Origin of the sequence: Alistipes sp. UBA1686 (assembly GCF_002320215.1) — a bacterium.
In the GTDB taxonomy this organism is placed as follows: Bacteria; Bacteroidota; Bacteroidia; order Bacteroidales; family Rikenellaceae; genus Alistipes; species Alistipes onderdonkii.
Genome location: NZ_DCKA01000021.1, coordinates 327,443 through 353,185 on the forward strand (window position 1 = coordinate 327,443; position 25,743 = coordinate 353,185).

21 protein-coding genes are annotated in these 25,743 nt (G+C 60.5%); 11 read left to right on the top strand and 10 right to left on the bottom strand.

Annotation, left to right across the window (positions count from 1 at the left end; translation table 11 throughout):
• Positions 1 to 4: 4 nt before the first annotated feature.
• A complete protein-coding gene (locus B3C38_RS11435) occupies positions 5 to 673 on the bottom strand; it encodes a YggS family pyridoxal phosphate-dependent enzyme (RefSeq protein ID WP_286727155.1) in 669 nt (222 codons plus the stop codon).
• Between the two features lie 112 nt (positions 674 to 785).
• Positions 786 to 2,039 (bottom strand): WD40-like domain containing protein, encoded by a 1,254-nt coding sequence (locus B3C38_RS11440; protein WP_055210432.1) that lies wholly within the window; start codon positions 2,037 to 2,039, stop codon positions 786 to 788.
• A gap of 191 nt (positions 2,040 to 2,230) precedes the next feature.
• Between B3C38_RS11440 and B3C38_RS11445 the strand changes: the two genes are divergently transcribed.
• The 3 genes from B3C38_RS11445 (at position 2,231) to lpdA (ending at position 6,313) form a co-directional block, all read left to right on the top strand.
• A complete protein-coding gene (locus tag B3C38_RS11445) occupies positions 2,231 to 3,925 on the top strand; it encodes a C69 family dipeptidase (RefSeq protein ID WP_022333092.1) in 1,695 nt (564 codons plus the stop codon).
• Positions 3,926 to 3,940: 15 nt separating this feature from the next.
• A complete protein-coding gene (locus B3C38_RS11450) occupies positions 3,941 to 4,795 on the top strand; it encodes a hypothetical protein (protein ID WP_022333093.1) in 855 nt (284 codons plus the stop codon).
• Positions 4,796 to 4,936: 141 nt separating this feature from the next.
• Entirely contained in the window at positions 4,937 to 6,313 is a 1,377-nt protein-coding gene (lpdA, locus tag B3C38_RS11455) for a dihydrolipoyl dehydrogenase (protein ID WP_286727156.1), read from the top strand.
• Positions 6,314 to 6,451: 138 nt separating this feature from the next.
• Here the strand turns inward: lpdA and B3C38_RS11460 are convergent, their stop codons facing one another.
• From B3C38_RS11460 to B3C38_RS11475, 4 genes are all read right to left on the bottom strand, one after another.
• A complete protein-coding gene (locus B3C38_RS11460) occupies positions 6,452 to 8,488 on the bottom strand; it encodes a sensor histidine kinase (RefSeq protein WP_286727157.1) in 2,037 nt (678 codons plus the stop codon).
• 103 nt (positions 8,489 to 8,591) lie between these two features.
• Positions 8,592 to 8,780, bottom strand: coding sequence for a hypothetical protein (locus B3C38_RS11465; protein WP_026318354.1), 189 nt, complete (start codon positions 8,778 to 8,780; stop codon positions 8,592 to 8,594).
• Between the two features lie 25 nt (positions 8,781 to 8,805).
• Positions 8,806 to 9,570: a tRNA pseudouridine(38-40) synthase TruA gene (gene truA / locus B3C38_RS11470; RefSeq protein ID WP_286727158.1), complete on the bottom strand. Its 765-nt coding sequence runs from the start codon at positions 9,568 to 9,570 to the stop codon at positions 8,806 to 8,808.
• A gap of 40 nt (positions 9,571 to 9,610) precedes the next feature.
• A complete protein-coding gene (locus B3C38_RS11475; protein ID WP_055203399.1) occupies positions 9,611 to 11,041 on the bottom strand; it encodes an aspartate ammonia-lyase in 1,431 nt (476 codons plus the stop codon).
• 365 nt (positions 11,042 to 11,406) lie between these two features.
• Between B3C38_RS11475 and dapB the strand changes: the two genes are divergently transcribed.
• From dapB to B3C38_RS11515, 8 genes are read left to right on the top strand one after another with little or no spacing between them, the layout of a single operon-like run.
• A complete protein-coding gene (gene dapB / locus B3C38_RS11480) occupies positions 11,407 to 12,162 on the top strand; it encodes a 4-hydroxy-tetrahydrodipicolinate reductase (protein ID WP_055210444.1) in 756 nt (251 codons plus the stop codon).
• A 14-nt stretch (positions 12,163 to 12,176) separates the two neighbouring features.
• The gene (gene lepB, locus B3C38_RS11485; protein ID WP_286727159.1) at positions 12,177 to 13,529 is read left to right on the top strand and encodes a signal peptidase I; all 1,353 of its coding nucleotides are present in this window, start codon (positions 12,177 to 12,179) and stop codon (positions 13,527 to 13,529) included.
• Positions 13,530 to 13,532: 3 nt separating this feature from the next.
• Positions 13,533 to 14,138: an IMPACT family protein gene (locus B3C38_RS11490; protein ID WP_286727160.1), complete on the top strand. Its 606-nt coding sequence runs from the start codon at positions 13,533 to 13,535 to the stop codon at positions 14,136 to 14,138.
• Positions 14,139 to 16,928 (top strand): excinuclease ABC subunit UvrA, encoded by a 2,790-nt coding sequence (uvrA, locus tag B3C38_RS11495; RefSeq protein ID WP_286727161.1) that lies wholly within the window; start codon positions 14,139 to 14,141, stop codon positions 16,926 to 16,928.
• Between the two features lie 47 nt (positions 16,929 to 16,975).
• Positions 16,976 to 18,190, top strand: coding sequence for a M16 family metallopeptidase (locus B3C38_RS11500; RefSeq protein ID WP_022333101.1), 1,215 nt, complete (start codon positions 16,976 to 16,978; stop codon positions 18,188 to 18,190).
• Between the two features lie 7 nt (positions 18,191 to 18,197).
• Complete coding sequence (locus B3C38_RS11505; RefSeq protein WP_022333102.1) at positions 18,198 to 18,794, top strand: DJ-1/PfpI family protein; 597 nt, start codon at positions 18,198 to 18,200, stop codon at positions 18,792 to 18,794.
• Complete coding sequence (locus B3C38_RS11510; RefSeq protein WP_117506687.1) at positions 18,794 to 19,441, top strand: O-methyltransferase; 648 nt, start codon at positions 18,794 to 18,796, stop codon at positions 19,439 to 19,441. Before B3C38_RS11505 ends, B3C38_RS11510 begins: the two co-directional genes overlap by 1 nt.
• Before the next feature lie 57 nt (positions 19,442 to 19,498).
• A complete protein-coding gene (locus tag B3C38_RS11515; protein ID WP_022333104.1) occupies positions 19,499 to 19,819 on the top strand; it encodes a nucleotide pyrophosphohydrolase in 321 nt (106 codons plus the stop codon).
• 267 nt (positions 19,820 to 20,086) lie between these two features.
• Here the strand turns inward: B3C38_RS11515 and B3C38_RS11520 are convergent, their stop codons facing one another.
• From B3C38_RS11520 to B3C38_RS11535, 4 genes are all read right to left on the bottom strand, one after another.
• Positions 20,087 to 22,324 carry a M56 family metallopeptidase gene (locus B3C38_RS11520; protein ID WP_286727162.1) on the bottom strand — a complete coding sequence of 746 codons (2,238 nt, stop codon included), beginning with the start codon at positions 22,322 to 22,324 and terminating at the stop codon, positions 20,087 to 20,089.
• On the bottom strand, positions 22,324 to 22,707 hold the full coding sequence (locus tag B3C38_RS11525) for a BlaI/MecI/CopY family transcriptional regulator (RefSeq protein ID WP_141418020.1): 384 nt from the start codon (positions 22,705 to 22,707) through the stop codon (positions 22,324 to 22,326). Before B3C38_RS11525 ends, B3C38_RS11520 begins: the two co-directional genes overlap by 1 nt.
• A 147-nt stretch (positions 22,708 to 22,854) precedes the next feature.
• Positions 22,855 to 23,766 (bottom strand): hypothetical protein, encoded by a 912-nt coding sequence (locus B3C38_RS11530; protein ID WP_286727163.1) that lies wholly within the window; start codon positions 23,764 to 23,766, stop codon positions 22,855 to 22,857.
• Positions 23,767 to 23,924: 158 nt separating this feature from the next.
• Positions 23,925 to 25,667 (bottom strand): phospho-sugar mutase, encoded by a 1,743-nt coding sequence (locus tag B3C38_RS11535; RefSeq protein WP_217729004.1) that lies wholly within the window; start codon positions 25,665 to 25,667, stop codon positions 23,925 to 23,927.
• Positions 25,668 to 25,743 lie beyond the last annotated feature (76 nt).

Below are 25,743 nucleotides of genomic sequence, written 5' to 3' on the forward strand. Positions count from 1 at the left end.
ATCATCATTGTTTGGAATAATCCCTCTCCCCGAATATCAGCGACCCGACGCGCACCATCGTCGAGCCGCACTCGACGGCGATGGGGTAGTCGTGCGACATGCCCATCGACAGGATGTTGAACCGCGCCCCGAAATTGGGCTGCAACAGGTCGAAACAGCGCTTCAGCTCCCTGAAGTCGCGGCGTATCACCTCCCCGTCGTCGGTATTGGTCGCAATGCCCATCACGCCGCGTACGCAGATGTTCGGCATCTGCGCGAAAGGCGCCGTGCGGAGGTACTGCATCAGGTCATCCAGCTCCCAGCCCGATTTGCTCTCCTCGTCGGCGACGCGGATTTCGAGCAGTATCTCGATCGTGCGGCCGCATTTGGCGGCTTCGCGCTGGATGGTTTCGGCCAGCCGCACACTGTCGACCGAATGGATCAGCGACACGAACGGGGCGATATACTTCACCTTGTTGGTCTGCAGGTGGCCGATCATGTGCCACTCGATATCCTTGGGCAGCACGTCGTATTTTTCACGCAGCTCCTGCGGACGGCTCTCGCCGAAAATGCGGTGCCCGGCATCGTAGGCCTCGCGGATCGCCCCGGCGGGGTGGGTCTTCGACACGGCGACCAGCGTGACATCCTCGGGCAGGGTGCCGCGCACGAAGGACAATTGGTATGCTATCGACATAATCTGTTCGGTTTTGGTGTGTAAAAATACGCAAAATTCGTACAAGACGAAACAAGCCCGGAAAAATTCCGGGCCTGCATACCGTTTTTATCCGTCCGGAATCCCGGACATGCTATCGAGCCAGTACGATTTCGGAGCAGGGGACGGCTCCGTCCAAGACCCGCTCCGAGCCGGACTCCATGTCGTAGACCCGGATCCTGTTGCCGCCATCCCCGGTGTCGCAGAGCATGAACAGCTCCCGGGTCTTCCCGCCGCCATGACGGACAGCTATCGAGCGGACGGTGCCCTGCACCGTCGCCAGCGTCCTGTCGAACTCCATCGACACGGGGTTATACAGACGCAGTTCGGTCACACCGCCCTTCGCTACGGCATAGCCGCCGACGGCGTAACAGGTCTCGCCGTCCTGCCCTTTGTCCAGCACTCCGAACGGCACCATCGCGTCGGCCTGTTCGGCATCGCCCGTTTTTACGGCGTATCCCTCGCCGCTGCGGCCGGTAAGCACCAGCGGCGTATAACTATCCGGGGCAGTGTGTGCCGCGAGCAGAAGGTAACCGCCGTAGACGGTCACGAAAGGATTTTCGCCCAGCATCTCGGGCGCAATGTCCGAAGGCAGCGTCCACGACGGGGGCACAGGAGCGACGTTGGTACGGGTCATATTCAATTCCATGAGGACGAGCCGGCCGGCCTCATGGCGCAGGAAGGCGGCGAAATCGGAGAGGGTGCCCGCGACGACGACATTGTCGTAGCCCGAATCCCGGAAGTAACGCATCGTGAGGTCGTAGAACGCCGCAGCACCGATATTTCCGCCGGGCGCGAGGCCGTAGATACGGTTCGAACCAGGGGGATTCACCACGCACCGCATCCCCTCGGGGACACCCAGGGTTTCGATGCGCGTCAGCCCGCCGGTCGCCATGTCGATGCGGTCGATCGCCGTTTCGCCCGTAAGGCATTGTGCGACGCCGTAGAGCGACGGCTCCTCGGGCGGGCGGCCGTCGGATACGGATATTTTACCCAGCGTCATGGCCTTGCCGCGGCGGAAGAGCTTCACCTCGGTCGTAGAGGCGGGGTAGCCTCCGGGGGCCAGGAACGTGATGTCCGATTCGGTACGTTCCGTCACGACGGCCCAGACACCGTCGGCATATCCTTCCGGGAGAGCCGCCTGCGACAGGGGCCACGCGATCCGCAGCATGATGTCGTCGTCGGCCTCGAAGCCGCGCGCCGCAACGGTCACCTCGTCGCCGGGCGCGAATAGCTGCGATGACGGGGGCATCACCACGTCGGTGACGAACGGCACACCATCGCCCTCGTCCGTGGTACATGCCAACAGGAAAAGACCGAAAAAGGATAAAAACAATAGTTTTTTCATATAACCTGCTATATAACAATTACATACCTCCGCACCGGGGGGGGGTATCCGCCGGAATGCAATGCGCTTGCATACGTCGTAAAGATACGACATAAAGCCCTAATATCCAAATAAAATGCGACATATCGTACCCGCTGCGTTTTGCCGTTTAGGATTTGTTTCGTACATTTGGGATCAAAACCGGAAAACCTATGAGAAAACTCCAGTATTGCCTCGCGGCGGCAGCCCTCTTCGCCTATGGCGCAGCCGCGGCCTGTACCAATTTCATCGTAACCAAAGGGGCATCGACCGACGGCTCGGCCATGGTCTCCTATGCCGCCGATTCGCACGCGCTCTACGGCGCCCTGTACCACACCCCCGGCGGGAAATTCAGGGCCGGGGCCATGCTGCCCGTCTACGAGTGGGACACGGGACGCTACCTGACGGACATCCCGCAGGCGGGCGAAACCTATTCGACCGTCGGCAACATGAACGAGCATTCGCTCATCATCGGCGAAACGACCTACGGAGGCCGCCCGGAACTGGAGGACTCGACAGGGCTGATCGACTACGGGTCGCTGATCTACATCACGCTCCAGCGCGCCAAGACCGCCCGCGAGGCGATCCTCACGATCGCCGAGCTGGCGAACACCTACGGATATGCCTCGAGCGGCGAGTCGTTCTCGATCGTCGACCCCGAAGAGGCGTGGATCATGGAGCTGATCGGCAAGGGCTACAAGGACGACGGCAAGGGCGGCAACGCCCGCAAGGGCATCGTATGGGTGGCCCGCCGCATCCCCGACGGCTATGTCTCGGCGCACGCCAACCAGGCACGTATCACGACCTTCCCGAAGGACGACCCCGAGAACTGCCTCTATTCGCCCGACGTGGTGGCGTTCGCCCGCGAGATGGGTTACTACGACGGCACGGACGAGGATTTCAGTTTCTGCGAAGCCTATGCCCCGGCCGATTTCGGCGCGCTGCGAGGCTGCGAGGCCCGCGTGTGGGCATTCTTCCGCACGGTGGCCGACGGAATGGACAAATACGTGGACTATGCGATGGGGCACAATGCCGAAAACCGCATGCCCCTGTGGGTGAAACCCCGCACGAAGGTGTCGCCCAAGGTGGTCTTCGACTGCATGCGCGACCACTACGAAGGCACGCCGATGGACATGACCACCGACATAGGCGCCGGGGGCAGCGCCTGCCCCTACCGCTGGCGGCCGATGTATTTCGAGGTCGACGGCGTGGAATACTGCAACGAACGTGCGACGGCCACGCAGCAGACCGGCTTCTGGTTCGTGGCACAGGCACGCCCCGACGTGCCCGACAACATGGGCATCCTCTGGTTCGGCGTGGACGATGCGGCCACGTCGTGCCTGACGCCCATCTACTGCTGCACGCAGGGCGTCCCCGAGTGCCTGAGCGAAGGCAACGGTTCGATGCTCGAATATTCGCCGACGTCGGCGTTCTGGCTCTTCAACCGCGTTTCGAACTTCGCCTACATGCGTTACGACATGATCGCGGGCGACATCCGCAAGGTCGTGGACAAATGGGAAAACGAGGCGCTCCGCCTGGTGCGCGACGTCGATGCCGAGGCCATGACGCTCTCGCCCAAGGCCCGCGGCAAATTCCTCTCGGAGTTCAGCATCGCCACGGCGCAGCAGTTGTTCGACCGCTGGTCGAAGCTCGACAAGTACCTGCTGGTGAAATACATGGACGGCAACGTGAAAAGCGAACATGCGGGCGTGCTGGAATACCTCGACGGCAAGGGCGGCCCGGCGCATTTCGTGGACAACGGCAACGGCAAACAGATCCCCGACAAGATCCAGTTCCCGGGTTACAACGAGAAATGGAAGCGTGCCGTGGCGGCCGATAACGGTGAAGTACTGAAAGTCATCGACTAAAACTCCACAGAGAAAATGAAGGAGAAAATAAACAGGAGAACCACGATCCTCGTCGCTCTGTTTTTAATAACAACCGTTTTCATCGCTGCATCTTTATACGCCGTCTCAAATCGGCCTGCAGAAAACGCTAACCGGATAAGCGCATGCGACGATCCTACGCCGGACTCACTGCATGCAGATTCGGTATTCGAACAGGACTACACCCGGTTACCCGTCGATGAAGAGACGGAAATCGACATTTTGCTGCCGGCGGGATACAGGGGTTCGCAAGCCTCGGATTTCGACCATATGTATTCGGAATCTTGGTATGACTTTTATGAGGACGGCGCTGGTTATTTCGACCTGAAAAAAGCGGATTTAGAGATCGGAAACTCCTATGACGACTGCATTGGGGATTCGGTCGCGTATGTCGGTTCCGCCAGAGACGGTTTGCTGCTGATAAAGGGGATAAAACCTGCAGCAAGCGGTGTGGAAACCATGAAAGCGGAACAGGACAATGTTCCGGCAGGCGAGCAAATGGAATTTGAATTTCACGGCCGGAAGTATCGGCTGCGTGCAAGCGGAGTCAATACGGGCGACCAACCAGAGGGAGATGAAAGTTCGTGGGATACGGTAAAAAACTACAAACTCTATCTGTCGGAAGCAGGGTCGGGAAACGAGCAATTATTGATCGCCATGCCGGGATTCTGGGACACCAAAGCGCTCATTCTCTGGATCGGAGATTTGGATGCCGACGCAAAGCCGGACTTCGTCTTCGATGTTTCGGACGACTACGAATCCAAATGCGTAGTCTTGTTCTTATCGTCGAAAGCCGACGAATCTCAAATCGTAAAATGCGTAGGCCGGTCATATTATGCATTCGACTGTTAATACCGGGCCTCACAACCCGATAAAAGATCCGGGAGAGGGAAACGGTGCATGGCAGGAGTGGGAACGCCATATACTTTAAAACCGCACGGATTTCCATGAAACGAGTATGAAGATATCACTTAATAAAACCTCACAGACTCCATGAAATACGACATCATCATCGTGGGCAGCGGCCCGGGCGGTTATGTAGCGGCGATACGCGCTGCGCAGTTAGGTAAAAAGGTGGCGCTCGTGGAGCGTTCGGAACCGGGAGGCGTCTGCCTCAACTGGGGCTGCATCCCGACCAAGGCGCTGCTGAAAAGCGCACAGGTCTACACTTATTGCAAATCGGCCGAACATTACGGGATCTCACTCACGGGCGAGGTGCATCCCAATCTGGAAAAAATCGTGGCGCGCTCGCGCGGCGTGGCCGAAACCATGTCCAAGGGCGTGGCCTTCCTGCTGAAGAAAAACAACATAGACCTCATACAGGGCTTCGGGCGCCTGACGGCGGCAGGCAGGCTCGACGTCGGCGGCACGCACTACGAAGCCGACCATATCATCCTCGCCACGGGGGCGCGCCCGCGCGAAATGGCGTTCATGCCCGTCGACGGCGAGCACGTGATCTCGTCGCGCCAGGCGCTGACGCTCACCCGGCTGCCCGAAACAATGGTCGTCGTGGGTTCGGGCGCCATCGGCAGCGAGTTCGCGTGGTTCTACGCCGCGCTGGGCGTGAAGGTCACCGTGGTGGAGTACATGCCCCGCATGATGCCGCTCGAGGACGAGGAGGTATCGAAGGCGATGGAGCGCGCATTCCGCAAACTGCGGGCGGCGGTGATGACCTCGACGACCGTGAAATCGGTCAGGGTCAACGCCGAAGGGCGTTGCGAGGTCGAGATCGAGGGCAAAAAGGGCCCCGAAACCCTGACGGCGGACATCGTGCTCTCGGCCGTGGGGATCAAGTCCAACATTGAGGGGATCGGCCTCGAAGAGCTGGGTATCGCCGTGGAGCGCGACAAAGTGCTCGTCGACCAATTCTACCGCACCAATGTCCCGGGCGTGTACGCCATCGGCGACATCGCGGGCGGCCCGGCGCTGGCACACGTGGCCTCGGCCGAGGGCATCTGCTGCGTAGAGGCCATCTGCGGCCTCGATCCCGCCCCGGTGGATTATTCGGCCATCCCGTCGTGCGTATTCACCTCGCCCGAGGTGGCTTCGGTCGGCATGACCGAGCAGCAGGCGCAGGAGCGGGGTGTCGCCTATAAGGTAGGGCGTTTCCCGTTCACGGCTTCGGGCAAGGCGACCGCCGCGGGCGACCGCGACGGCTTCGTGAAACTCCTCTTCGGCGAGGACGACACCCTGCTGGGGGCGCACATGGTCGGACAGAACGTCACCGAGATGATCGCCGAGCCGACGCTGGCTCGGATGCTGGGTGCCACGGCACACCGGATCGCCCGCACGATACATGCACACCCCACGATGAACGAAGGGGTCATGGAGGCGGCCGAGGCGGCATTGGGGGAGGCGATACACCTCTAACCCGCATGGCAGACAAAACGCCCCTCCGGTAACGAGGGGCGTTTTGTTATAACGGTATTTCCACAGGGCGACACACCGATCCGGCTGCAGGTTCACAAACGCCGTACGACGTCAGAAACCCGTTCCGGGAACCGCAGGTCAGGCATCCCGGAGCGTCACCACGAACCGTGCACCCCCGGTATAGGAGGTGTCGAGGACAATCGTACCGCCCAGTTTCTCCACGATCAGCCGGCAGAGGCTCAAGCCCAGTCCCAGCCCCTGCGCAAAGGGATCGCCCTTGTAGAAGCGATCGAAAATCTTTTCCGCCAGCCCGGGTTCCACGCCGCAGCCCGTGTCGGTGACCGACAAGGTCAGCGTATCCGGCCCCGTCAGGCCGCATTCGACCGTCACGGATCCCTGTTCGGTGAATTTGACAGCATTCTTCAGCAACTCGCGTACGAGCAGCGACACATAACTCCGGTGCAACGGGAATACGATCTCCGGGGCCGCGAGCTTCAGCCGGTATTCCACGCCCTCCTTTACGGGCAGGTGTTCCATTTCGGCACGGATGATCTTGCTGATGTCGAGCAGCTTCCGGGGCAGTTCGGCACTCGTATTATCCAGCTGCGACACTTCGAGCATATCGTTGATGAGCGAAGTGAAGTGCTGCGTATTGTCGCGGATGATCTGTGCGAACTCCCGGCGCTCTTCCTCCGTGAGGTCCTCCCCGGCAATCAGCTCGGCAAAGCCGCTTATGGCATTGAGCGGCGTGCGTATTTCGTGGCTCATCGAACCCATGAAATCCCGCTTGAGCCGCTCGCTCTCCTGCGCGCGCTGCGATTCGACCGACAGGTTGTGCTGCAGGTGCTTGATGTGCAGCAGGTTCCGCCACAGGTAGACAACGGCGATGACGGCCAGCAGCAGGATAGTCAGGGCGAAGTAGAGCGAGTTCTGCCGTTTTTGCGCCAACAGCAATGCTTTATCACGCTCCGCCTTGTCCAGTCCGTACTGCACTTCCAGTTCGCCCACCTTCTCGGCATACCTGTGCGACGAGAGCGAGTCGCGCAGGCCGACCACTTCGTTATAAACCCCGCACGCCTCCTTGTAGCGTCCCATGCGTTCGAGGATCTTGGCCTTGTTAGCGGATATCGCCACCAACTGCGACGTGACACCGCCCGGACGCAACTGCACCGTCAGCGAATCGAGGTAAGCCAGCGCCCTGGGGTAATCGCCCCGGCGGTTGTAATACTCTGCGCTGATCGTATAGAATCCCTGCCTGTTGGTCAGCAGGTTGCCCGCATCCGCCGCCGCGGAGTCCGCGAAACGGCGGTAACGCTCGTAATACGCCTGCAGGTTGCGCTCGTCGAGCAGCGGCGAGGTGCACATCGAATAGTAACAGACCAAGTAGGACATCTCCTTGGAAATATAGGGTCTGCGCCGTACGATCTCCGGATCGCGGTAATACTCGTCGAGCATCGCAAGGTAACCGTCGGCCGCATGTACCAGCCCGCTTTGGTCTTCCAAACTGCTGTAAGCCGCGATCAGGCAGGTGATCAGGTTGGCATGGAAATTCCGGCGTGCCGTGGGACGCATCCGCCCCAGCAGGGCGAGTTCGTCGTTCCAGAAAGGCAGGCCGCGCTCCATCTGCAGGTTTCCTTCGGCCGAGACCAGCCTGAAGGCGGCTATGCCTTTCAGGAAGAGCCGCGACGCCTCTTCGTATACATCGCCCGGGGGCAATGTCCGTACCGAGTCGATGTATTCACGGCACAGCCGCGCGGACTCCTCCGCCCCGGCAACCTGTATCCTGCGTGCCAGCTCCACCATGCGGTAATAAGCCCCGAGCCCCTCCATGCCGCTGCCCTGCATCAGCGGCTCCGCCTGCGCCAGCACCCGGGCGAGCGAATCCCCGGCACCGGGCGAGGAGATGTAGTGCGCAGCGAGCGAACCCAGCGACGCCCCGACGGCAAATCCGTCACCGACGGCGGCGGCCTCGTCGAACAGTTTGCGGCTGTAATACAATTCGTCTTCCGACGAGTCGTTCAGGTCTTTCAGGTTCAGCAGGATATCGACCCGTTTGCGGGCATCCGGCTCCGATTGGCAAGCAGATTTCAGCGAATCTACGAGATGCGCCGGAGGTGTCGCGGAAGAAGTGACTATCCATCCGACAGCCAACAGCGTCCACAGGGATTTTTTCATACAAGTTGGAATTGGCGATTAAATATAGGCATTTAAATCCAATATCAAAACAAAAAGGGAGATTCGCAATGAAATCTCCCTCAGTTCAAACCCATTCCGCCTTTCACTTGAACCACTCCTGCAGGTGGTCTTTGGCGTAGAAATAATACACCGCAAAACCCAGCCAGCTGGTGAGCAGCACCACGATCGAAGCGATCACCTTGCCCGCGGTCGAAATGTTTTTCTTGAAGATATCCATCACGCACCATATTGCGCAGAAGACACCGATAAGCCAAATAACAGTCCCAATCATAGTCGATAATATTTATTTATTAAAATCAGTAAAATACCTTACGTTCAAACACGTCCGCCGGATAGACCACGTCGCTCAGGAAAAGCCCCTGCGCAGGGGCGCCGCCGCTCGAGCGCGACAAGTCGCGGCTTTCAACGATCTCGCGGAACTGCTGCGGGCTATAACGCCCGCGCCCCACGTCGACCAGCGTCCCGACCAGCGCCCGCACCATGTTGCGCAGGAAGCGGTCGGCACGGATCGTAAAGCAGAGCACGCCCTGCCCGTCGGCCGTCCATGACGCGTGCATGACGCGGCAGATGTTGGTCTTGTTGTTCGAATTGAGCTTGGCGAACGACGTAAAATCGTCGTAGCGCAGCAGCCAGGCCGCCGCCTCGTTCATCCGCCCGACATCCAGCGGCACGTAATACTGCCACGTCGTGCCCCGCGTAAAAGGGTTCTTGCGCGGCTCGATGTAGTAGCGGTATTCGCGCTCGCGCGCCGCGAAACGGGCGTGCGCACCGTCGTCCACGGGCGTCATGCTTCCCACAGCAATGTCCCCCGGCAGCAGGAAATTCAGCTTGTAGACCGTATGCGCCGGGTCGGGCACGGGCGCCGCACAATCGAAATGCGCCACATAATAGGAGGCGTTGACACCCGTATCGGTACGCCCCGCCCCCGTCACCTCGATTTTCTCGCGCAACAGGGTAGCGAGCGCCCGCTCGAGCGTCTGCTGCACCGACGGCATGTCGGGCTGCCGCTGCCAGCCGCAATAGGCGGCCCCGTTGTACCTGAGTTCCAGAAAATAGCGCATCGCGATCGGAGTGGTTTGCGCAAAAATACAAAAAAATCGGTTAGCGCCGCGGTTTTATGTCCAGTTTTACGGGATGGATCATATTCTCGGGGCGGAGCACCTCGTCCAGTTCGTCACGGTTCAGGATGCCGTGTTCGAGCACCAGCTCGTAGACGCCGCGCCCGGTTTCCAGCGCCTCCTTGGCGATCTTCGTGGAGTTCTTGTAGCCGATGATCGGGTTGAGCGCCGTCACCACGCCGATGCTGTTACGGACATATTGCAGGCACTTCTCCTCGTTGGCCGTGATGCCGTCAACGCAGCGGATGCGCAGCGTGTCGAAGCCGTTGATCAGCAGTTCGGCCGACTCGAAACAGCACTGCGCCATCACCGGCTCCATGGCGTTGAGCTCCATCTGCGCCGCCTCGTCGGCCATCGTCACGCACAACTCGTTGCCGATGACCTTGAAGGCGATCTGGTTCATCACCTCGGGAATCACGGGGTTGACCTTGCCGGGCATGATCGACGAACCGGGCTGGCGTGCCGGGAGGTTGAACTCGCCCAGTCCGCAGCGGGGCCCCGACGACAGCAGCCGCAGGTCGTTGCAGATCTTGTTCATCTTCGACGCGATGCGCTTCATCGCCGAGGAGTAGCCGACCATGCAGACCGTGTCGGACGTCGCTCCGACGAGGTCTTCGGCCAGCGTCACGTCCCAGCCGGTGATCTCCCGGATAGCCGCCGTACAGCGCTCGGCATAGCCCGGCTCGGCGCAGATGCCCGTGCCGATGGCCGTGGCGCCCATGTTGATCGACAGGAACTCCTGCGCCGCGTGGTCGAGGTTGTCGACCTCGCCCCGCAAGACGCTCGCAAAACCGTGGAACGTCTGCCCGAGGGTCATGGGTACGGCGTCCTGCAACTGCGTGCGCCCCATCTTGAGCACGCGGGCGAACTCGTCGCCCTTGCGGGCAAAGGCTGCGATCAGCGCTTCGAGGTGCCGACGCAGTTCGAGGTGCGTGGCGTAGAGCCCGAGGTGGATGGCCGAAGGGTAGGCGTCGTTGGTCGACTGCGAACAGTTGACGTGGTCGTTGGGCGAGCAGTACTGATATTCGCCGCGCGCGTGCCCCATGATCTCCAGCGCACGGTTGGCGATGACCTCGTTGGCGTTCATGTTGGTCGTGGTGCCCGCGCCGCCCTGGATCATGTCCACGGGGAAAAACTCGTGAAACCTGCCCGCCATGATTTCGCGGCAGGCCTGCGATATGGCTCCGAAAAGTTCGTCGGAGAGAAGCCCCATCGCGTGGTTGGCGATGGCGGCACCCAGTTTGACGATGGCCAGCCCCTCGATGAAACGCGGGTATTCGCACAGGCGGAATTTGCTGATGGCGAAATTCTCCAGTCCGCGCATGGTCTGCACGCCGTACAATACGTTGTCCGGCACTTCTACACAACCGAGCAGGTCGCATTCGGTGCGTGTTTTCTTTGATTCGTTTTTCATATCCCTTACAATATAAAAATATTTCGACTTGTTTCTATTTCACATTAAAAGCTGAAAGCAGCAGAAAGTTAACAATTATTTCTCAAATAAAGAAGTATTTCGCATTTTCGTGCCAAAATCGACGAGAAGGACGGAGGAGAAGCAGGGCGGAGGTATGCCGTGCGGGCGCCGATTCCCCCGAAAAATAAACCGCACGGCCACAACCGCCAAATAAATTTGGCAGTCGGCGCAGCTTGTATTATCTTTGCGAACAATAAATTCCCGCTTAGGCAGGCGGCCCCGGCAGCGTGCAGGCAAAGTCTGCACCTGCGCCCGGCTCCGCAGCCCCCGTACGGGATTTGCACGACTTTATAATCCGGAAAAATATGAAAGCAGCTATCATAGGTTACGGCAAGATGGGGCGCGAGATCGAGAAGATACTCCTCGAACGCGGCCACAGCGTAGCGCTCGTGATCGACACGGACAACGCGTCCGACCTGAACGCCGCCAACCTCGCACAGGCGGACGTGGCGCTGGAATTCACCATGCCCACGACCGCCTACGGCAATATCCGCACCTGCATCGAGAACGCCACCCCCGTGGTGAGCGGCACGACGGGCTGGACGGATCGTCTGCCGGAGCTCCAGGAACTGTGCCGCGAGAAGGGCGGGGCGCTGTTCTACGCCTCGAACTACTGCCTGGGGGTAAACCTGATGTTCCGCCTCAACCGCCAACTGGCGGAGATGATCGGCCGCGTGGGCGGCTACGGCGTACGCATCGGGGAGGTACACCACACCCAGAAGAAGGATGCGCCGAGCGGTACGGCCATCACGCTGGCCGAGGGCGTCATCGCCGGCCTGCCCGCCAAGACGGAGTGGGTGAACTACGCCCCGGGGATCGAACACGCCGCGAACCGCATCGGAAGCCCCGCGGAAGCGACGCCGGAACAAGTCGTGATCGGCTCCGTACGCGAGGGCATGGTACCGGGCATACACACCGTGACCTACGAGTCGGAGGACGATATTCTCGAGCTGAAACATACGATTAAGAACCGCCGCACGTTAGCAATGGGGGCCGTAATAGCCGCCGAGTTCCTTTGCGGCAAACAGGGCGTCTACTCGATGGACGACCTGCTGAAATAAGATAAGATTAGGACATGGGAAAGATCAAGGCATTCTTCCGTAACAAATGGGTCGGCTTCACGCTCGCCTCGCTGCTCTACACGCTGTGGTTCGTCGTATGGACGGGCAACCTATGGATGCTGCTGGGGCTGGTGGTGATCTTCGACCTCTACATTTCGAAGTTCTTCTACCGCTACGTGTGGTGCCACAACGTGCGCCTCTGCCAGCGGAGCAAGACCTACAAGACCGTCTACGAATGGGTCAACGCCATCATCTTCGCCACGGTGGTGGCGTCGCTGGTGCACATCTTCATCTTCCAGATGTACGTCATCCCCACCTCGTCGATGGAAAAGTCGCTGCTAATCGGCGACTACCTCTACGTGAGCAAGGTGACCTACGGTCCGCAGATGCCCAACACGCCGCTGTCGTTCCCGTTCGTACACCACACGATGCCCTTTTCGAAGACGAAAAAATCGTTCTCCGAGGCGGTCAAGTGGCCGTACCACCGGCTCAAGGGGCTGCGCAGGATCAAACGCAACGACGTGGTAGTCTTCAATTTCCCGGCGGGTGACACCGTACTGCTCGAGAACCAGGCCGTGACCTACTACGACGTGCTGCGCGGCTATGAAGAGTCGTTCGGCAAGGAGGAGGGGCGCAAGCGCCTCGCGGAGAAGTACACCATCGTCAGCCGCCCGGTGGACAAGCGCGAGAACTACATCAAGCGCTGCGTTGCCATCCCGGGCGATTCGCTCGAAGTGCGCGACGGGCAAGTGTGGGTCAACGGATCGCCGCAGGAGCCGTTCCCCGGCATCCAGTACCAGTATGTCGTACAGGTCACGTCGCCCCTGACGCAATATGCCCTCGACAACCTCGGCATCACGGAATATACCGGCAACGGTTCGATGTACTACATGTTCCTCACGGACGAAGCGGCCGAAAAGGTCAAGGCACTCGGCAACGTGCTCTCCGTGCGCCGTTATATCTACACGCCCAACACGGAGGTTTTCCCGCAGTGGGCGGAGCCGCGCTGGAGCCAGGACAACTACGGGCCGATCTGGATTCCGCAGAAGGGCGCCACGGTGCAGCTCACGGCCGAAAACCTGCCCCTGTACCGCCGCATCATCGAAACCTACGAAGGGCATGAGCTCGAAGAACGCGACGGACGCATCTACATCGACGGCGCCGAGGCCGGCAGCTACACGTTCGGCATGGATTACTACTGGATGATGGGCGACAACCGCCACAACTCGGCCGACTCGCGCTTCTGGGGCTTCGTGCCCGAAGACCACATCGTCGGCAAGGCTTCGTTCGTATGGCTGTCGCTCGACGCGAACAAGTCGTTCCCGTCGAATATCCGCTGGGAGCGCCTCTTCAAGAAAGTACGCTAAAGGGTGGAAGCAGGGGACAGCTATCTGACGATCGCGGCGCCCGCCGAGGCGGCATCGAGGGAGCGGAGCAGCAAATTCCTCGCCTATGCCTATCCCGTGCAGGACGAGGAGCAGATACGCGAAATACTCGACGCCCTGCGCAAGAGATACTACGACGCCACACACCATTGCTATGCGTGGAGGCTCGGGCCCGGGGGCGGGAATTTCCGCGCCAATGACGACGGGGAGCCTTCGGGGACGGCCGGGCGGCCGATCCTCGGACAGTTGCTCGCGAACTCGCTGACGGACTGCCTGGTGGTAGTCGTCCGCTATTTCGGCGGCACGAAACTGGGCGTCCCGGGGCTGATCGCAGCCTACCGGGAGTCGGCGGCCGCGGCGATCGGGGCAGCCCGGATCGTGGAGCGCACCGTCGACCGCACCGTCCGCGTGGATTTTCCCTACATCGTCCTGAACAACATCATGCGCGTCGTGAAGGAGCAGCAGCCGAAAATCGTATCGCAGGAGTTCGACAACCTGTGCACGATGGTCTTCGCCATCCGCGAAAGCCGTGCGGCGGAACTGATTGAAAAACTGAAAAAAGCCGGGGGTTCCGTCCCTGAAGAGCAATAAATGGCACACGAAAAATCCATCTATATCAAAGGTGCGCGGGTGCACAACCTCAAGAATATCGAGGTGGAGATCCCGCACGAAAAGCTGGTCGTCGTCACGGGCCTGTCGGGCTCGGGAAAATCGACGCTGGCCTTCGACACGATCTTCGCCGAAGGGCAGCGCCGCTATGTCGAGAGCCTCTCGGCCTATGCGCGCCAGTTCCTCGGGAAGATCAGCAAGCCCGACGTGGACATCATCACGGGCATCGCGCCGGCCATCGCCATCGAACAGAAGGTCAACACGCGCAATCCCCGTTCGACGGTGGGTACCACGACCGAAATATACGACTACCTGAAGCTGCTCTACGCCCGCATCGGGCACACTTTTTCGCCCGTGTCGGGGAAGGAGGTGCGCTGTTACAGCGTGGACGACGTGGCGGCCTACATCCAGCAGCAGGGCGAGGGCGGGCGCGTCGTGATCGCGGCGCCGCTCACGCTGGGCAGGGGGCAGGGGATCATCGAGAAACTCACGCTGCTGCTCTCCGACGGCCTGATGCGCGTCTGGACGAAGGGCGAAACGCGGCTCATCGAGGATATCCTGCCCCAGGTCGACGAAAAGACCCGGGCGGAGGAGATCCTCGTGGTCATAGACCGGGCACGCATCGCCGCAGACGACGATACGCAGACCCGCATGCGGGACTCCGTAGCCCGGGCGTTCTCCTACGGCGAGGGGATCTGCACGGTCATCACCGACAAGGGCGCCACGGAGTTCTCGTCGCGCTTCGAGGCCGACGGCATCCAGTTCGAGCACCCCTCGGAACACCTTTTCAGCTTCAACAACCCGCTGGGGGCATGTCCCCGGTGCGAGGGGTACGGCAAGGTGATCGGCATCGACGAAGACCTGGTGATCCCCGACAAGAGCAAGACCATCTACGAGGACGCCGTGGCCTGCTGGCGCGGCGAGACGATGCGCAAGTGGAAGGAGCAGCTGGTGGAGAACGCCTACAAGTTCGATTTCCCGATCCACACGCCGTTCCATGAACTGACGCAGGAGCAGAAACGCATGTTGTGGCGCGGCAACGAATATTTCCACGGGCTGGACGACTTTTTCGCCTACATCGACTCGGAACGCCGCAAGATCCAGTTCCGCGTGATGAAGGCCCGTTATACGGGCAAGACCACCTGCCCCGAATGCGGCGGCAGCCGCCTGCGCAGGGAGGCGCTCTACGTGAAGGTGGGCGGCAAGACCGTCGCCGACCTGGTGGTGATGCCGGTCGACGAACTGATCGCGTTCTTCGCCGGGCTGGAACTGGACGGGCACGACACGAAGACCGCGGCGCGAATCCTCGTGGAAATCCGCAACCGCCTGCAATACCTGGCCGACGTGGGGCTGGGCTACCTGACGCTCGACCGCCTTTCGTCGACCCTATCGGGCGGCGAAAGCCAGCGCATCAACCTCTCGACGTCGCTGGGCAGCAACCTCACGGGGTCGCTCTACATCCTCGACGAGCCTTCGATCGGCCTGCACCCGCGCGACACGAACCGCCTGATCAAGGTCTTGCAGCAATTGCGCGACCTGGGCAACACGGTGATCGTCGTGGAGCACGAGGAGGAGGTGATCCGCGCCGCCGACTACATCGTCGACATCGGCCCCAAGGCGGGCTACAACGGCGGCGAGGTGGTCTTCAGCGGCACGCTGCCCCAACTGCTCAAAAGCAGGAAGAGCCTCACGGCCGACTACCTGACCGGGCGCCGCGCGATAGCGCCCCCCGCCACCGAACGCGGCTGGAGCAACTCGATCCTCATCCAGGGGGCGCGTGAGAACAACCTGCGCAACATCGACGTGCGGATTCCGCTGGGCGTCATGACCTGCATCACGGGCGTGAGCGGCAGCGGCAAGTCGTCGCTGGCCAAGGGCATCCTTTACCCGGCGCTGCGGCGCCTGCTCTTCGACACGGGCGTCAAGCCTGGCGACTTCGACGGCATCGGCGGCGACGTGCAGCTGCTCAGGTCGGTCGAGATGATCGACCAGAACCCGATCGGCAAGTCATCGCGGTCGAACCCCGTGACCTATATCAAGGCCTATGACGAGATCCGCAAGCTGTTCGCCGACCAGCCCTACGCCCAGCATACGGGACTGGGGGCGTCGTCCTTCTCGTTCAACATCGCGGGAGGCCGCTGCGAAGAGTGCCAGGGCGAGGGGGTCATCAAGGTCTCGATGCAGTTCATGGCCGACGTCGAACTGGTATGCGAGGCCTGCGGCGGCAAGCGTTTCCGCGACGAGATACTCGAAGTGAAATACCGCGGCAAGTCGATCTACGACGTGCTGGAAATGACCGTCGACGACGCCATCGCGTTTTTCGGCGAGGACAAAAAAGACCCGACCTGCAAACGCATCGTCGAACGGCTCAAACCATTGCAGGACGTGGGGCTGGGTTACATCAAGCTCGGGCAGTCGTCGTCGACCCTTTCGGGCGGCGAGAGCCAGCGCGTGAAGCTGGCGTCGTTCCTGACCAAGGACAGCGCCCAGGGCGGCGTGATGTTCATCTTCGACGAGCCGACGACGGGGCTGCATTTCCACGACATCAACAAGCTGCTGGCGGCATTCAACGCCCTGATCGAACGGGGGCACACGATCGTCATCGTGGAGCACAACATGGACGTCATCAAATGCGCCGACTGGGTCGTCGACCTCGGGCCCGAGGCCGGCACGGGCGGCGGCAGGGTCGTATTCGAGGGCACGCCCCGCAACCTGGAGCAATGCCCGGCGAGTTACACGGGAAAATACCTCCGCCTGCGTACGAAATTATAACGAACACCGCCCCTGTAAAGGCGGAAATTCCCCGACAAGCAACAACAATGGAATTCTTCACATACCGACTCCCCAACGGCATCAGGGGCATCCACCGCCAGGTGAAAAGCAACGTGGCGCACTGTGCGCTGGTCATCAACGCCGGCAGCCGCGACGAGCATCCCGACCAGTACGGGCTGGCGCATCTGACCGAACATGCGTTTTTCAAAGGCACGCAGCGCCGCCGTGCCTGGCAGGTCAACTGCCGGCTGGAAAACCTCGGCGGGGAACTCAACGCCTTCACCACCAAGGAGGACACGACCATACACGCCACGACGCTGCGCGGCGACTTCCCCAGGGCGGCCGAACTGATCGCCGACGTAGCCTTCCGCTCGACCTTCCCCGAGCGGGAACTGGAACGCGAAAAGGAGGTGATCGCGGACGAGATAAACACCTACAAGGATTCGCCTGCCGACCTGATTTACGATACGTTCGAGGACATGCTCTTCGCAGGGTCGGAGCTGGGGCACAACATCCTGGGGCGCAAGAATGCGCTCGCACGCTACGACGGGGAAGCGATACGCGCCTTCACGGGCCGCACGCACACCACCGACCAGATGGTATTCTCGTCGATCGGGAACTTCTCGGCCAAAACCGCCGAAGCCGTCGCGGCACGTTATTTCGCCGGGCAGGCGGCTTCGGCACGCGGCTTCGGCAGGGTAGCCCCGGCACCCTGCGCGGCCTTCGAAAAGACAGTCGTGAAGCACACGCACCAGACGCACTGCATCATCGGCAACCGCGCCTACGGCATCGGCGAGGAAAAGCGGATGCCGCTGGCACTGCTGATTAACATCCTCGGCGGGCCGTGCGCCAACTCACTGCTCAACGTCGTGGTACGCGAGAAGAACGGGCTGTCGTACAACATCGAAGCCAGCTACACGCCGTACAGCGACTCGGGCATCGTGGCGATCTACTTCAGCTCCGAAAACGGCAATACGGCGCAGTGCATCGACCTGATCGAAGGAGAACTGCACAGGCTGCGCACGACGCCGCTCACCGCACGCCAGCTGTCGATGGCGAAAAAACAGTTCATCGCACAGCTGGCCATATCGAGCGAGAGCAACGAAGGGTACATGCTGGGGGCCGGAAAAAGTTTCCTGACGCACGACGACGTGGATACCATGGAACAGGTCTACGCCAAGGTGCGCGCACTGACCGCCGCACAGCTCACCGAGGTCGCCGAAGAAGTTTTCTCCGGCATGTCGAGACTCATCTATAAATAATAGGGATATGGAAAAGGAGATCGTATTCGTCCTGCTCGACGATTTCGCAGACTGGGAGGCGGCATTCCTCGCCCCGGCGCTGCGGGCGGGCACGATGCCGGGACGCCCGGCATCCTACGGCGTGAAATACATGACACCCGACGGCCGGCCCGTCCGGTCGATCGGCGGGTTGCAGGCCGCGGCCGACTGCGACGCCTCGGCGCTGCCCGAAGCGTGCGCAGGGCTGATCCTCGTCGGGGGTATGCAGTGGCAGTCGGAGGCGGCGCAACGGATCGTGCCGCTCGTGGGCGAGGCGCTGGCACGCGGGATCGTCGTCGGCGCCATCTGCAATGCCGTGTCGTTCATGGCCGCACACGGCTTCCTGAACGGTATCCGGCACACGGGCAACACCCTCGGAATGCTGCAAAAGTGGGGCGGGGCAAACTATACGGGCGAAGCGCTCTACGAGGAGCGGCAGGCCGTGCGCGACGGCAACGTCGTAACGGCCAACGGCACCGGACAACTGGAATTCACCTGCGAATGCCTGCTCGCCCTCGCGGCCGACACCCCTGAGGCCATCGAAGCGTCGTACAAGTTCAACAAGGAAGGGTTCTGCAAGCAGTAATGGACGCGCTCGAACAATACATCCACGACCACACCTCGCCCGAAGAGGAGTTGCTGCACGAGCTCGACCGTGAGACCAACCTGCGGGTCGTACAGCCCCGCATGTTGTCGGGCCATATACAGGGGCGCCTGCTGGAGATGCTCGTGCGGATGCTCCGGCCACGGCGCATCCTCGAGATCGGCACCTTCACGGGGTATTCGGCGCTCTCGATGGCCGCAGGGCTCGAAGAGGGCGGGGAACTGCACACCATCGAGGTGGAGGACGAGCTGGAAGAGCTGGCGCAATCCTTTTTCGACCGCAGCCCGCACGGCGCGAAGATCCGGCTGCACATCGGCTCGGCACTCGACATCGCCCCGGCGCTGGGCATGGAATTCGACCTGGTATTCATCGACGGGGATAAACGCGAGTATCCGGACTACTACCGGATGCTGATGGGGGACGGCGGCACCGCCCCCCTGGTTCACAGCGGCTCGGTGCTGATCGCGGACAACATCCTCTGGTCGGGCAAGGTCGTGCAGCCCATAGCCCGCAGCGACCGCCACACGCAGGCCGTGGTGGAGTTCAACCGCATGGTCTCCGAAGATCCGCGGGTCGAAAACGTGATCATCCCCCTGCGCGACGGGCTGAACCTGATACGGGTAAAATAAGCCGGGAAATAGCAGGGAGCGGGATTTTTTCGTACCTTTCGGGAAAAATCAGCAACGATGGAACTGAGTGAATTGCAGCAACGGGTAGACGCATGGATCAGGCAGTACGGCGTGCGCTACTTCAGCGAGTTGACGAACATGACCGTGCTCACCGAAGAGGTGGGGGAGCTGGCACGCATCATGGCACGCAAATACGGCGACCAGTCGTTCAAGGAGGGGGAGAAATGCAACCTCGCCGATGAAATGGCCGATGTGTTATGGGTACTGGTATGCCTTGCGAACCAGACGGGTGTAGACCTCACGGCGGCAGTGGAGGCGAATTTCGCCAAGAAAACCTCGCGCGACAAAGAGCGGCACCTGCACAATCCGAAGCTCTGACCCCGAAAAACCGCCTGTCCCAGGAGTCATTCCGAAACCACGGCCGCACCGCGGCACAAAACACCCCGCGCAAGGCCAAGGGCTCCGTACGGGGTGTCCGCTTATGGTAAATCGGTAAACCGGCCGTTGTCAGCCGTGCGTTGGCTGGCGTCGGTCTGGGGTGGCGATCCGGAATAACGGAGGACGGAAAGCGGTCTGAGGCGGCGATCCGGGGTGCCGGATACCGGACACCGGCCAACTGCCAACGGGCGGCGGCAGGGTGTTCGACTATCGGGAAACGTGGGGTTCGGCTTCGGAAATCTTCAGCGGAACGGCCCGCATGACCACCTGGTGCTGGGCATCGGAAAGCTCCCCGTAAGGCTTCCCGAACTGCCGCTGCGCCAAGTGGGTACGGATATCGTCGAATGCCTGCGCAATGCGGTTCTGAACATCGAGATAACTGTCGAACGGGGTGTCGCTCGCCGTCTGCAACGATACGATCCCCTGACTCACGGGGTATTCCATCTTCCCGCCGCCCGGTAGGTCGAATTCCGTCACCACCTTCTCGGCCAGCCCGGGGTCGTCGGACACATTGCGTACAAACGCCCCGACGCGCGCCGTGAGCTCACGGGGGTCGATGATCTCCAATGCGTCAGCCGTCCCGACCATCATCTTCCCGTTCCCGTTTAGCAGCACCAGAAAAACATTGCGCTCCCTGACCCGGATCTCAGACCGTACCGTAGAGCTATCTTCCGCCGCGGCACTGCCAGGCACGACCGCCAGCACGTCGGCAACCACATTTACGCCCGGGGAAGAGGCGGAGCGGGGCGGCAGCATACGCATAACCATGCGCTCATCGGTTCCGTTATACATGACCCGCAGGATATTGGCAGCACGCAAAGCTTGTTTTATGTCGGTCACAACGCCCATTTTCGCCTCTTTCCCTGCTATAATCCAGGCACCGACATCGGCGGGCGAACGCTCGCCGCGCCAAGCCACGAGTTTCGGCTCCAGCTCGGCAACGGATACGAGGCCTCCGTTCAGCAGGATATTGCCGTCGGGCAATACCTGTATCAGGGCGGTATTCAGCGATGTTTCCACAACATTTTCCATCTCGCGGCTCCAGCCGAGGCCGGAATCGCCGGCCAGGAAACGATACCATTTACCGAAGGAAAGCATGGACGCATTGCTGAAACCGGCATCGAAGCACTCGAAGTTCCGGCCGGCAGGGTTCACGACCAGGCTGTCGCAGCGTATTTCCGTAAGCACCTCCTTCAAGGCCGGGTCGGGCGTTCCATCCCGGAAGCGGGCTTGTACGTTACCGGCGAATATCATTGTCCGGACATCCGACGGATAGGCCCTGTCAGAGCGGAGCACCTCCAGTTGCCCCGCGGCACCGAAGGTCACGGTCTTGCCGACGGCAGCAGCAGGGCTGCCGGATGCGTCGGACGTCAGGAGCACCTGCATGTCCGCACGGTCGAACTCGGAAAGTTTGGCGCGTTCGGCCGCGACATAGCCCGCCAGTCGGTCGATGGATACGGGACGCCCGTTGAACGTCACCGTCCTGTCGGCGGAGATATGGATACGGGAGGCAGTGCCCGGCTCGGAAGATCCGGAGGTTTTGGTCGTAAAGCTGCAAAGCATCATCATCCCGGCCACCACGGGGATGGCCGCACCGAAGCGCACGAATGCGAACCGGCGCTTTGTGAATTGTGTCATCATGGCAAATCGGTTTTTTGTGAGTGAACGATTCAACCCGCAGACTATATCCGGATTATAACCGAAGAGTTGACGGAAAATGATCGTCCTGTATTCCGTGAGGCCGTACCCCGCATCGAGCACGTCGCGGTCGGCCTCCCACTCCTGCACCTCCGAAAGCCAGCGCCCGGCGATCCAGACAAAGGGATTGAACCAGAAGAGGCTGCGCACCAGTTCGAGCGCGATGCGTTCGGCGGAGTGGCGGTGGCGCACATGGCTCGCCTCGTGGCAGACCACGATCTCGCGGCGGCGGCCTTCGTAACCCTCGCCCAGAAATACCGTCCGCAGAAACGAAAAGGGCGTCCCGACGCGAGGATTTTCCGCCACGGCATATGCGCCGCAATCGGTGATCCGCGAACGGCGGCGCAGACGTCTGATCCCGAGGATGCGCACGGCAAGGATCGCAAGCGACACCGCGGCGGTCAGCAGGTACAATGCGGCCGCGGCGATGCGTGCCACGCGTCCCCAGTCCGTGGCAAGGGCCGTTGTGCGCACAACGGCGGCCGGCTGACCCGCCTCCGCGACGAAAGGTTCTTCGGCAGGCGGGACGGCCTGTGAGGCAACCAGCGGCAGCGGATCGGCTTCCGTACGGGCGGGGTAGAGGGGGATATCGAGCGCGGGGATCGCCACCGAAAGCAGCATTGCCGCCACAAGATAACGGCGACAGGCCGCGAAAGAGACTTTGCGGACGAGCAGCAGCCGGTAGAATGCCAGCAGCATACCGCTGCAAAAGAACACTTCGAGCAGGTACAGGGCGGGGGATTTCATCACTTGCGGTTTTTGAGCATGTCCAGAATGGCATCGGTCTCCTCCAGCGAAATGGCCTTGTGTTCGGAGAAGAACGAAACCAGCCGGCTGACGGAACCGCCGAAAAAGTTATTCAGCACGGTATCCATGTAGCGGCGCGCATAGTCGTCCTTCGAGACGAGGGGGTAGTATTCATGGGTCTTGCCATAGGCCTTGTGTGCGACGAAGCCTTTTTTTTCGAGAATGCGGACGATGGTCGAAACGGTATTGTAGGCGGGTTTGGGTTCGTCCATCTCGTCGAGGATGCCGTGTACGACGGCGGCGCCCCTGTTCCACAATACCTGCATGATCTCCAGTTCGGCACGGGTCAGTTCCTGTGGTCGGTTCTTTACTATTCCTGTCATAACTACACTTTTAGTTGATTTGCCTGCAACGAAGATATAACTAATATTTTAGTTATACAACTATTTTTTTAATTATTTTGCCGGAAAACAAAAAAACTGCCCGCAATGCAATGCGGACAGGGTATCGGGCGAAAGGCAGCCCCGGGGCTATTCAGCCAACTCGACGCAGATCGCACCGTATTTACCCGCCAGCCCGTAGATTTGCACGGCCTCGACGGGCAGCATGTAGAAATAACGCATGGGCACTGCGGCATCTACCGAAAAAGCATCGGTATGGCAGATTTTCAGCCACGATTCGATCGTCGAGGGCTGGCCGCCGAAGACCACCAGGGGTATCCGGTCGGGGTATACATCCCCGAGGACAACCCCCTGGTCGGTATCGTAACGTGCCATTGTCCCGGGGTCGGTGTGGACTTCGAGCGTACGCAGGAACAGCCCGTCGATAAACTGGAAGACGCTGCCCGGGACACGTACCCCGTCGAGCACATAGACGGCTTTAGGAGACAACCGTCGCCACAGCTCCTCGGGCACCTGGAACATGGACACATCACCGCCGGCTCGGCGTACCGAATCATACTCGTCGCGCAGGGTATAGGTCGCAATGTGCTTGGGCACCGTGCGCCGTGTTCGCGCGGTTTCGTCATAGATACGGTTAGACCAGGTATACCCCGCAACATTGCCCAGCAGGTGGGGGCGGGCGCCCTTTTTCCGGTCGCGCTCGGTAAAAAATTTCAGCAGCCGCACCTTTTCGCGCCGGGTGGAGTCGGAAAGTTTCATGCGGCGATCCCGGATCTTGACCTTGCGGACGTTCCACAAGGTCACGGCGTCGTAAGCCACGGCCTCCGAAGTGCGTTTGCGGTTGAGTTTATAGGCAAAGGGGCGGCCTGCGGCGGCAAAACCGGCCGTAACGGCGGGGGAGGGCTCATCGGCAAGCTCCTCGCGCTGCGCCTGGTCGAAGCGCAGCTCCGCCTCGTGCTTCTGCGGCTCCTGCGCCGACACGCCATGTACGGCCATCGCAGCGCCCAACAGGGCGACCAGCCGGATAAACAGGTTTTTCATGCTACTGTCTCTTTATGCTACTAAAATTTTAGTAAAAATAAAACTAAAAATTTAGAAATACAAATTTTCGGGGCAAATAACGGCCTGAGATTAGTTGGAAACGGCCATGAAAAAGCCCCGGCAAAATTGCCGGGGCCTTATGCAGCAGGGTAGCGCGGCTACTCCAGCTTGAGGTCTTTCTTGATGCCCTCGATCTTGGCGTCGAGCTCGGCCTGCACCCGGTCGAAATCGGCAACCGACGCCAGGGGAGCCTTCACGCCGAAATAGAACTTGATCTTAGGCTCCGTGCCCGACGGACGCACCGACACGGCCGTGCCGTCCTCGGTGAACCACTGGAGCACGTTGCTGCGATCCTGCACGATCGGGGTCATGGCGCCGCTCTTCACGTCGGTCGTTTCGAGCGTAAGGAAATCGTTGATCTTCACGACGGGCGATCCCAGGATCGTCTTGGGCGGGTTCGCGCGGAATTCGACCATCATCTTCTGGATCAGTTCGGCCCCCTCCTTGCCCTTGCGGACGACCGACACAAGCCCTTCGCGGTAGAAACCGTATTTCACGTAAAGCTCCTGCAGCCACTCGTAGAGCGTCAGACCCATCGTATCCATGGCCCATGCGGCGGCTTCGGCAGCCAGCGAGCAGGCCGATACGGCATCCTTGTCACGCACGTAATCCCCGGCAAGGTAGCCGAACGACTCTTCGCCGCCGCCGATATACTTGGCCTTGCCTTCGTTCTCGCGGATGATCTTGGCGATATACTTGAACCCCGTGAGGCAGTCGTAGCATTTCACCTTGAAATGGTCGGCCACGGCATTGGCCATCTGCGAGGTGACGATGGTCTTCACGACGTACTGGTTCCCGTCCAGCTCGCCGCGCTCGGCCCAGCGGGTCAGCTGGTAGCTCATCAGCAGCACCAACGTCTGGTTGCCGTTCAGCAGCACGTATTCGCCCTTCTTGTTGCGCAGCGCGACGCCGATACGGTCGGAGTCGGGGTCGGTAGCCAGGACGAGGTCGGCCCCCTCCCTGGCCGCGAGGTCGATAGCCATCGACATGGTCTTGCGCTCCTCGGGGTTGGGCGACTCGACGGTGGGGAAGTTCCCGTCGATGACGGCCTGCTCCTTCACCATGATGATGTTCGTGAAGCCGAATTTCCGCAGCGACGCGGGCACCAGGCGGACGCCTGCGCCGTGCATCGGGGAGTAGACGATCTTCATGTCGCGGTGCTTCTTCACGCTTTCGGGCGAGAGCGACAATTCGTGCACCTTATTTAAATAGATCTCGTCGAATTTCTCGTCGAGGATCGTGATGTTTTCGGGATTCTTACCCGTGAGTATCATGTCCACGTCGGTGATCTTCTCCACCTCGGCGATGATGTTCTTGTCGTGCGGCTCGGTAACCTGCGCGCCGTCCGTCCAGTAGGCCTTGTAACCGTTGTATTCCTTGGGGTTGTGCGAGGCGGTCACGACCACGCCCGAATGGCATTTCAGCTCGCGGATGGCGAAGCTCAGCTCGGGCGTCGGGCGCAGCGTATCGAACAGGAAAACGGTGAATCCGTTCGAGGCGAAAATGTCGGCCACATGCTCGGCGAACATGCGCGAATTGTTGCGGCTGTCGTGGCCGATCGCAACCCGGATCTGCTCGCCCGCGAAGTTCTTCTTGAGATAGTTCGAAAGCCCCTGTGTAGCAGCCCCCACCGTGTAGACGTTCATGCGGTTGGTGCCCACTCCCATGATGCCGCGCAGGCCGCCCGTACCGAATTCGAGGTCTTTGTAGAAACTCTCGGTGAGTTCTTTCATATCGTTATCGATCAGGTATTTAACCTGCTTTTTGGTAGCTTCGTCATAGTGGCCGTCAAGCCATGCCTGCGCTTTTTTCAGCACCAATTGTTCCAGTTCGTTAGCCATAAGTTTTATTGGTTTTATTTATAACTTGATTATAGGACTGCCTAAAAAATTGATATGCAAATATACGAAATTTATT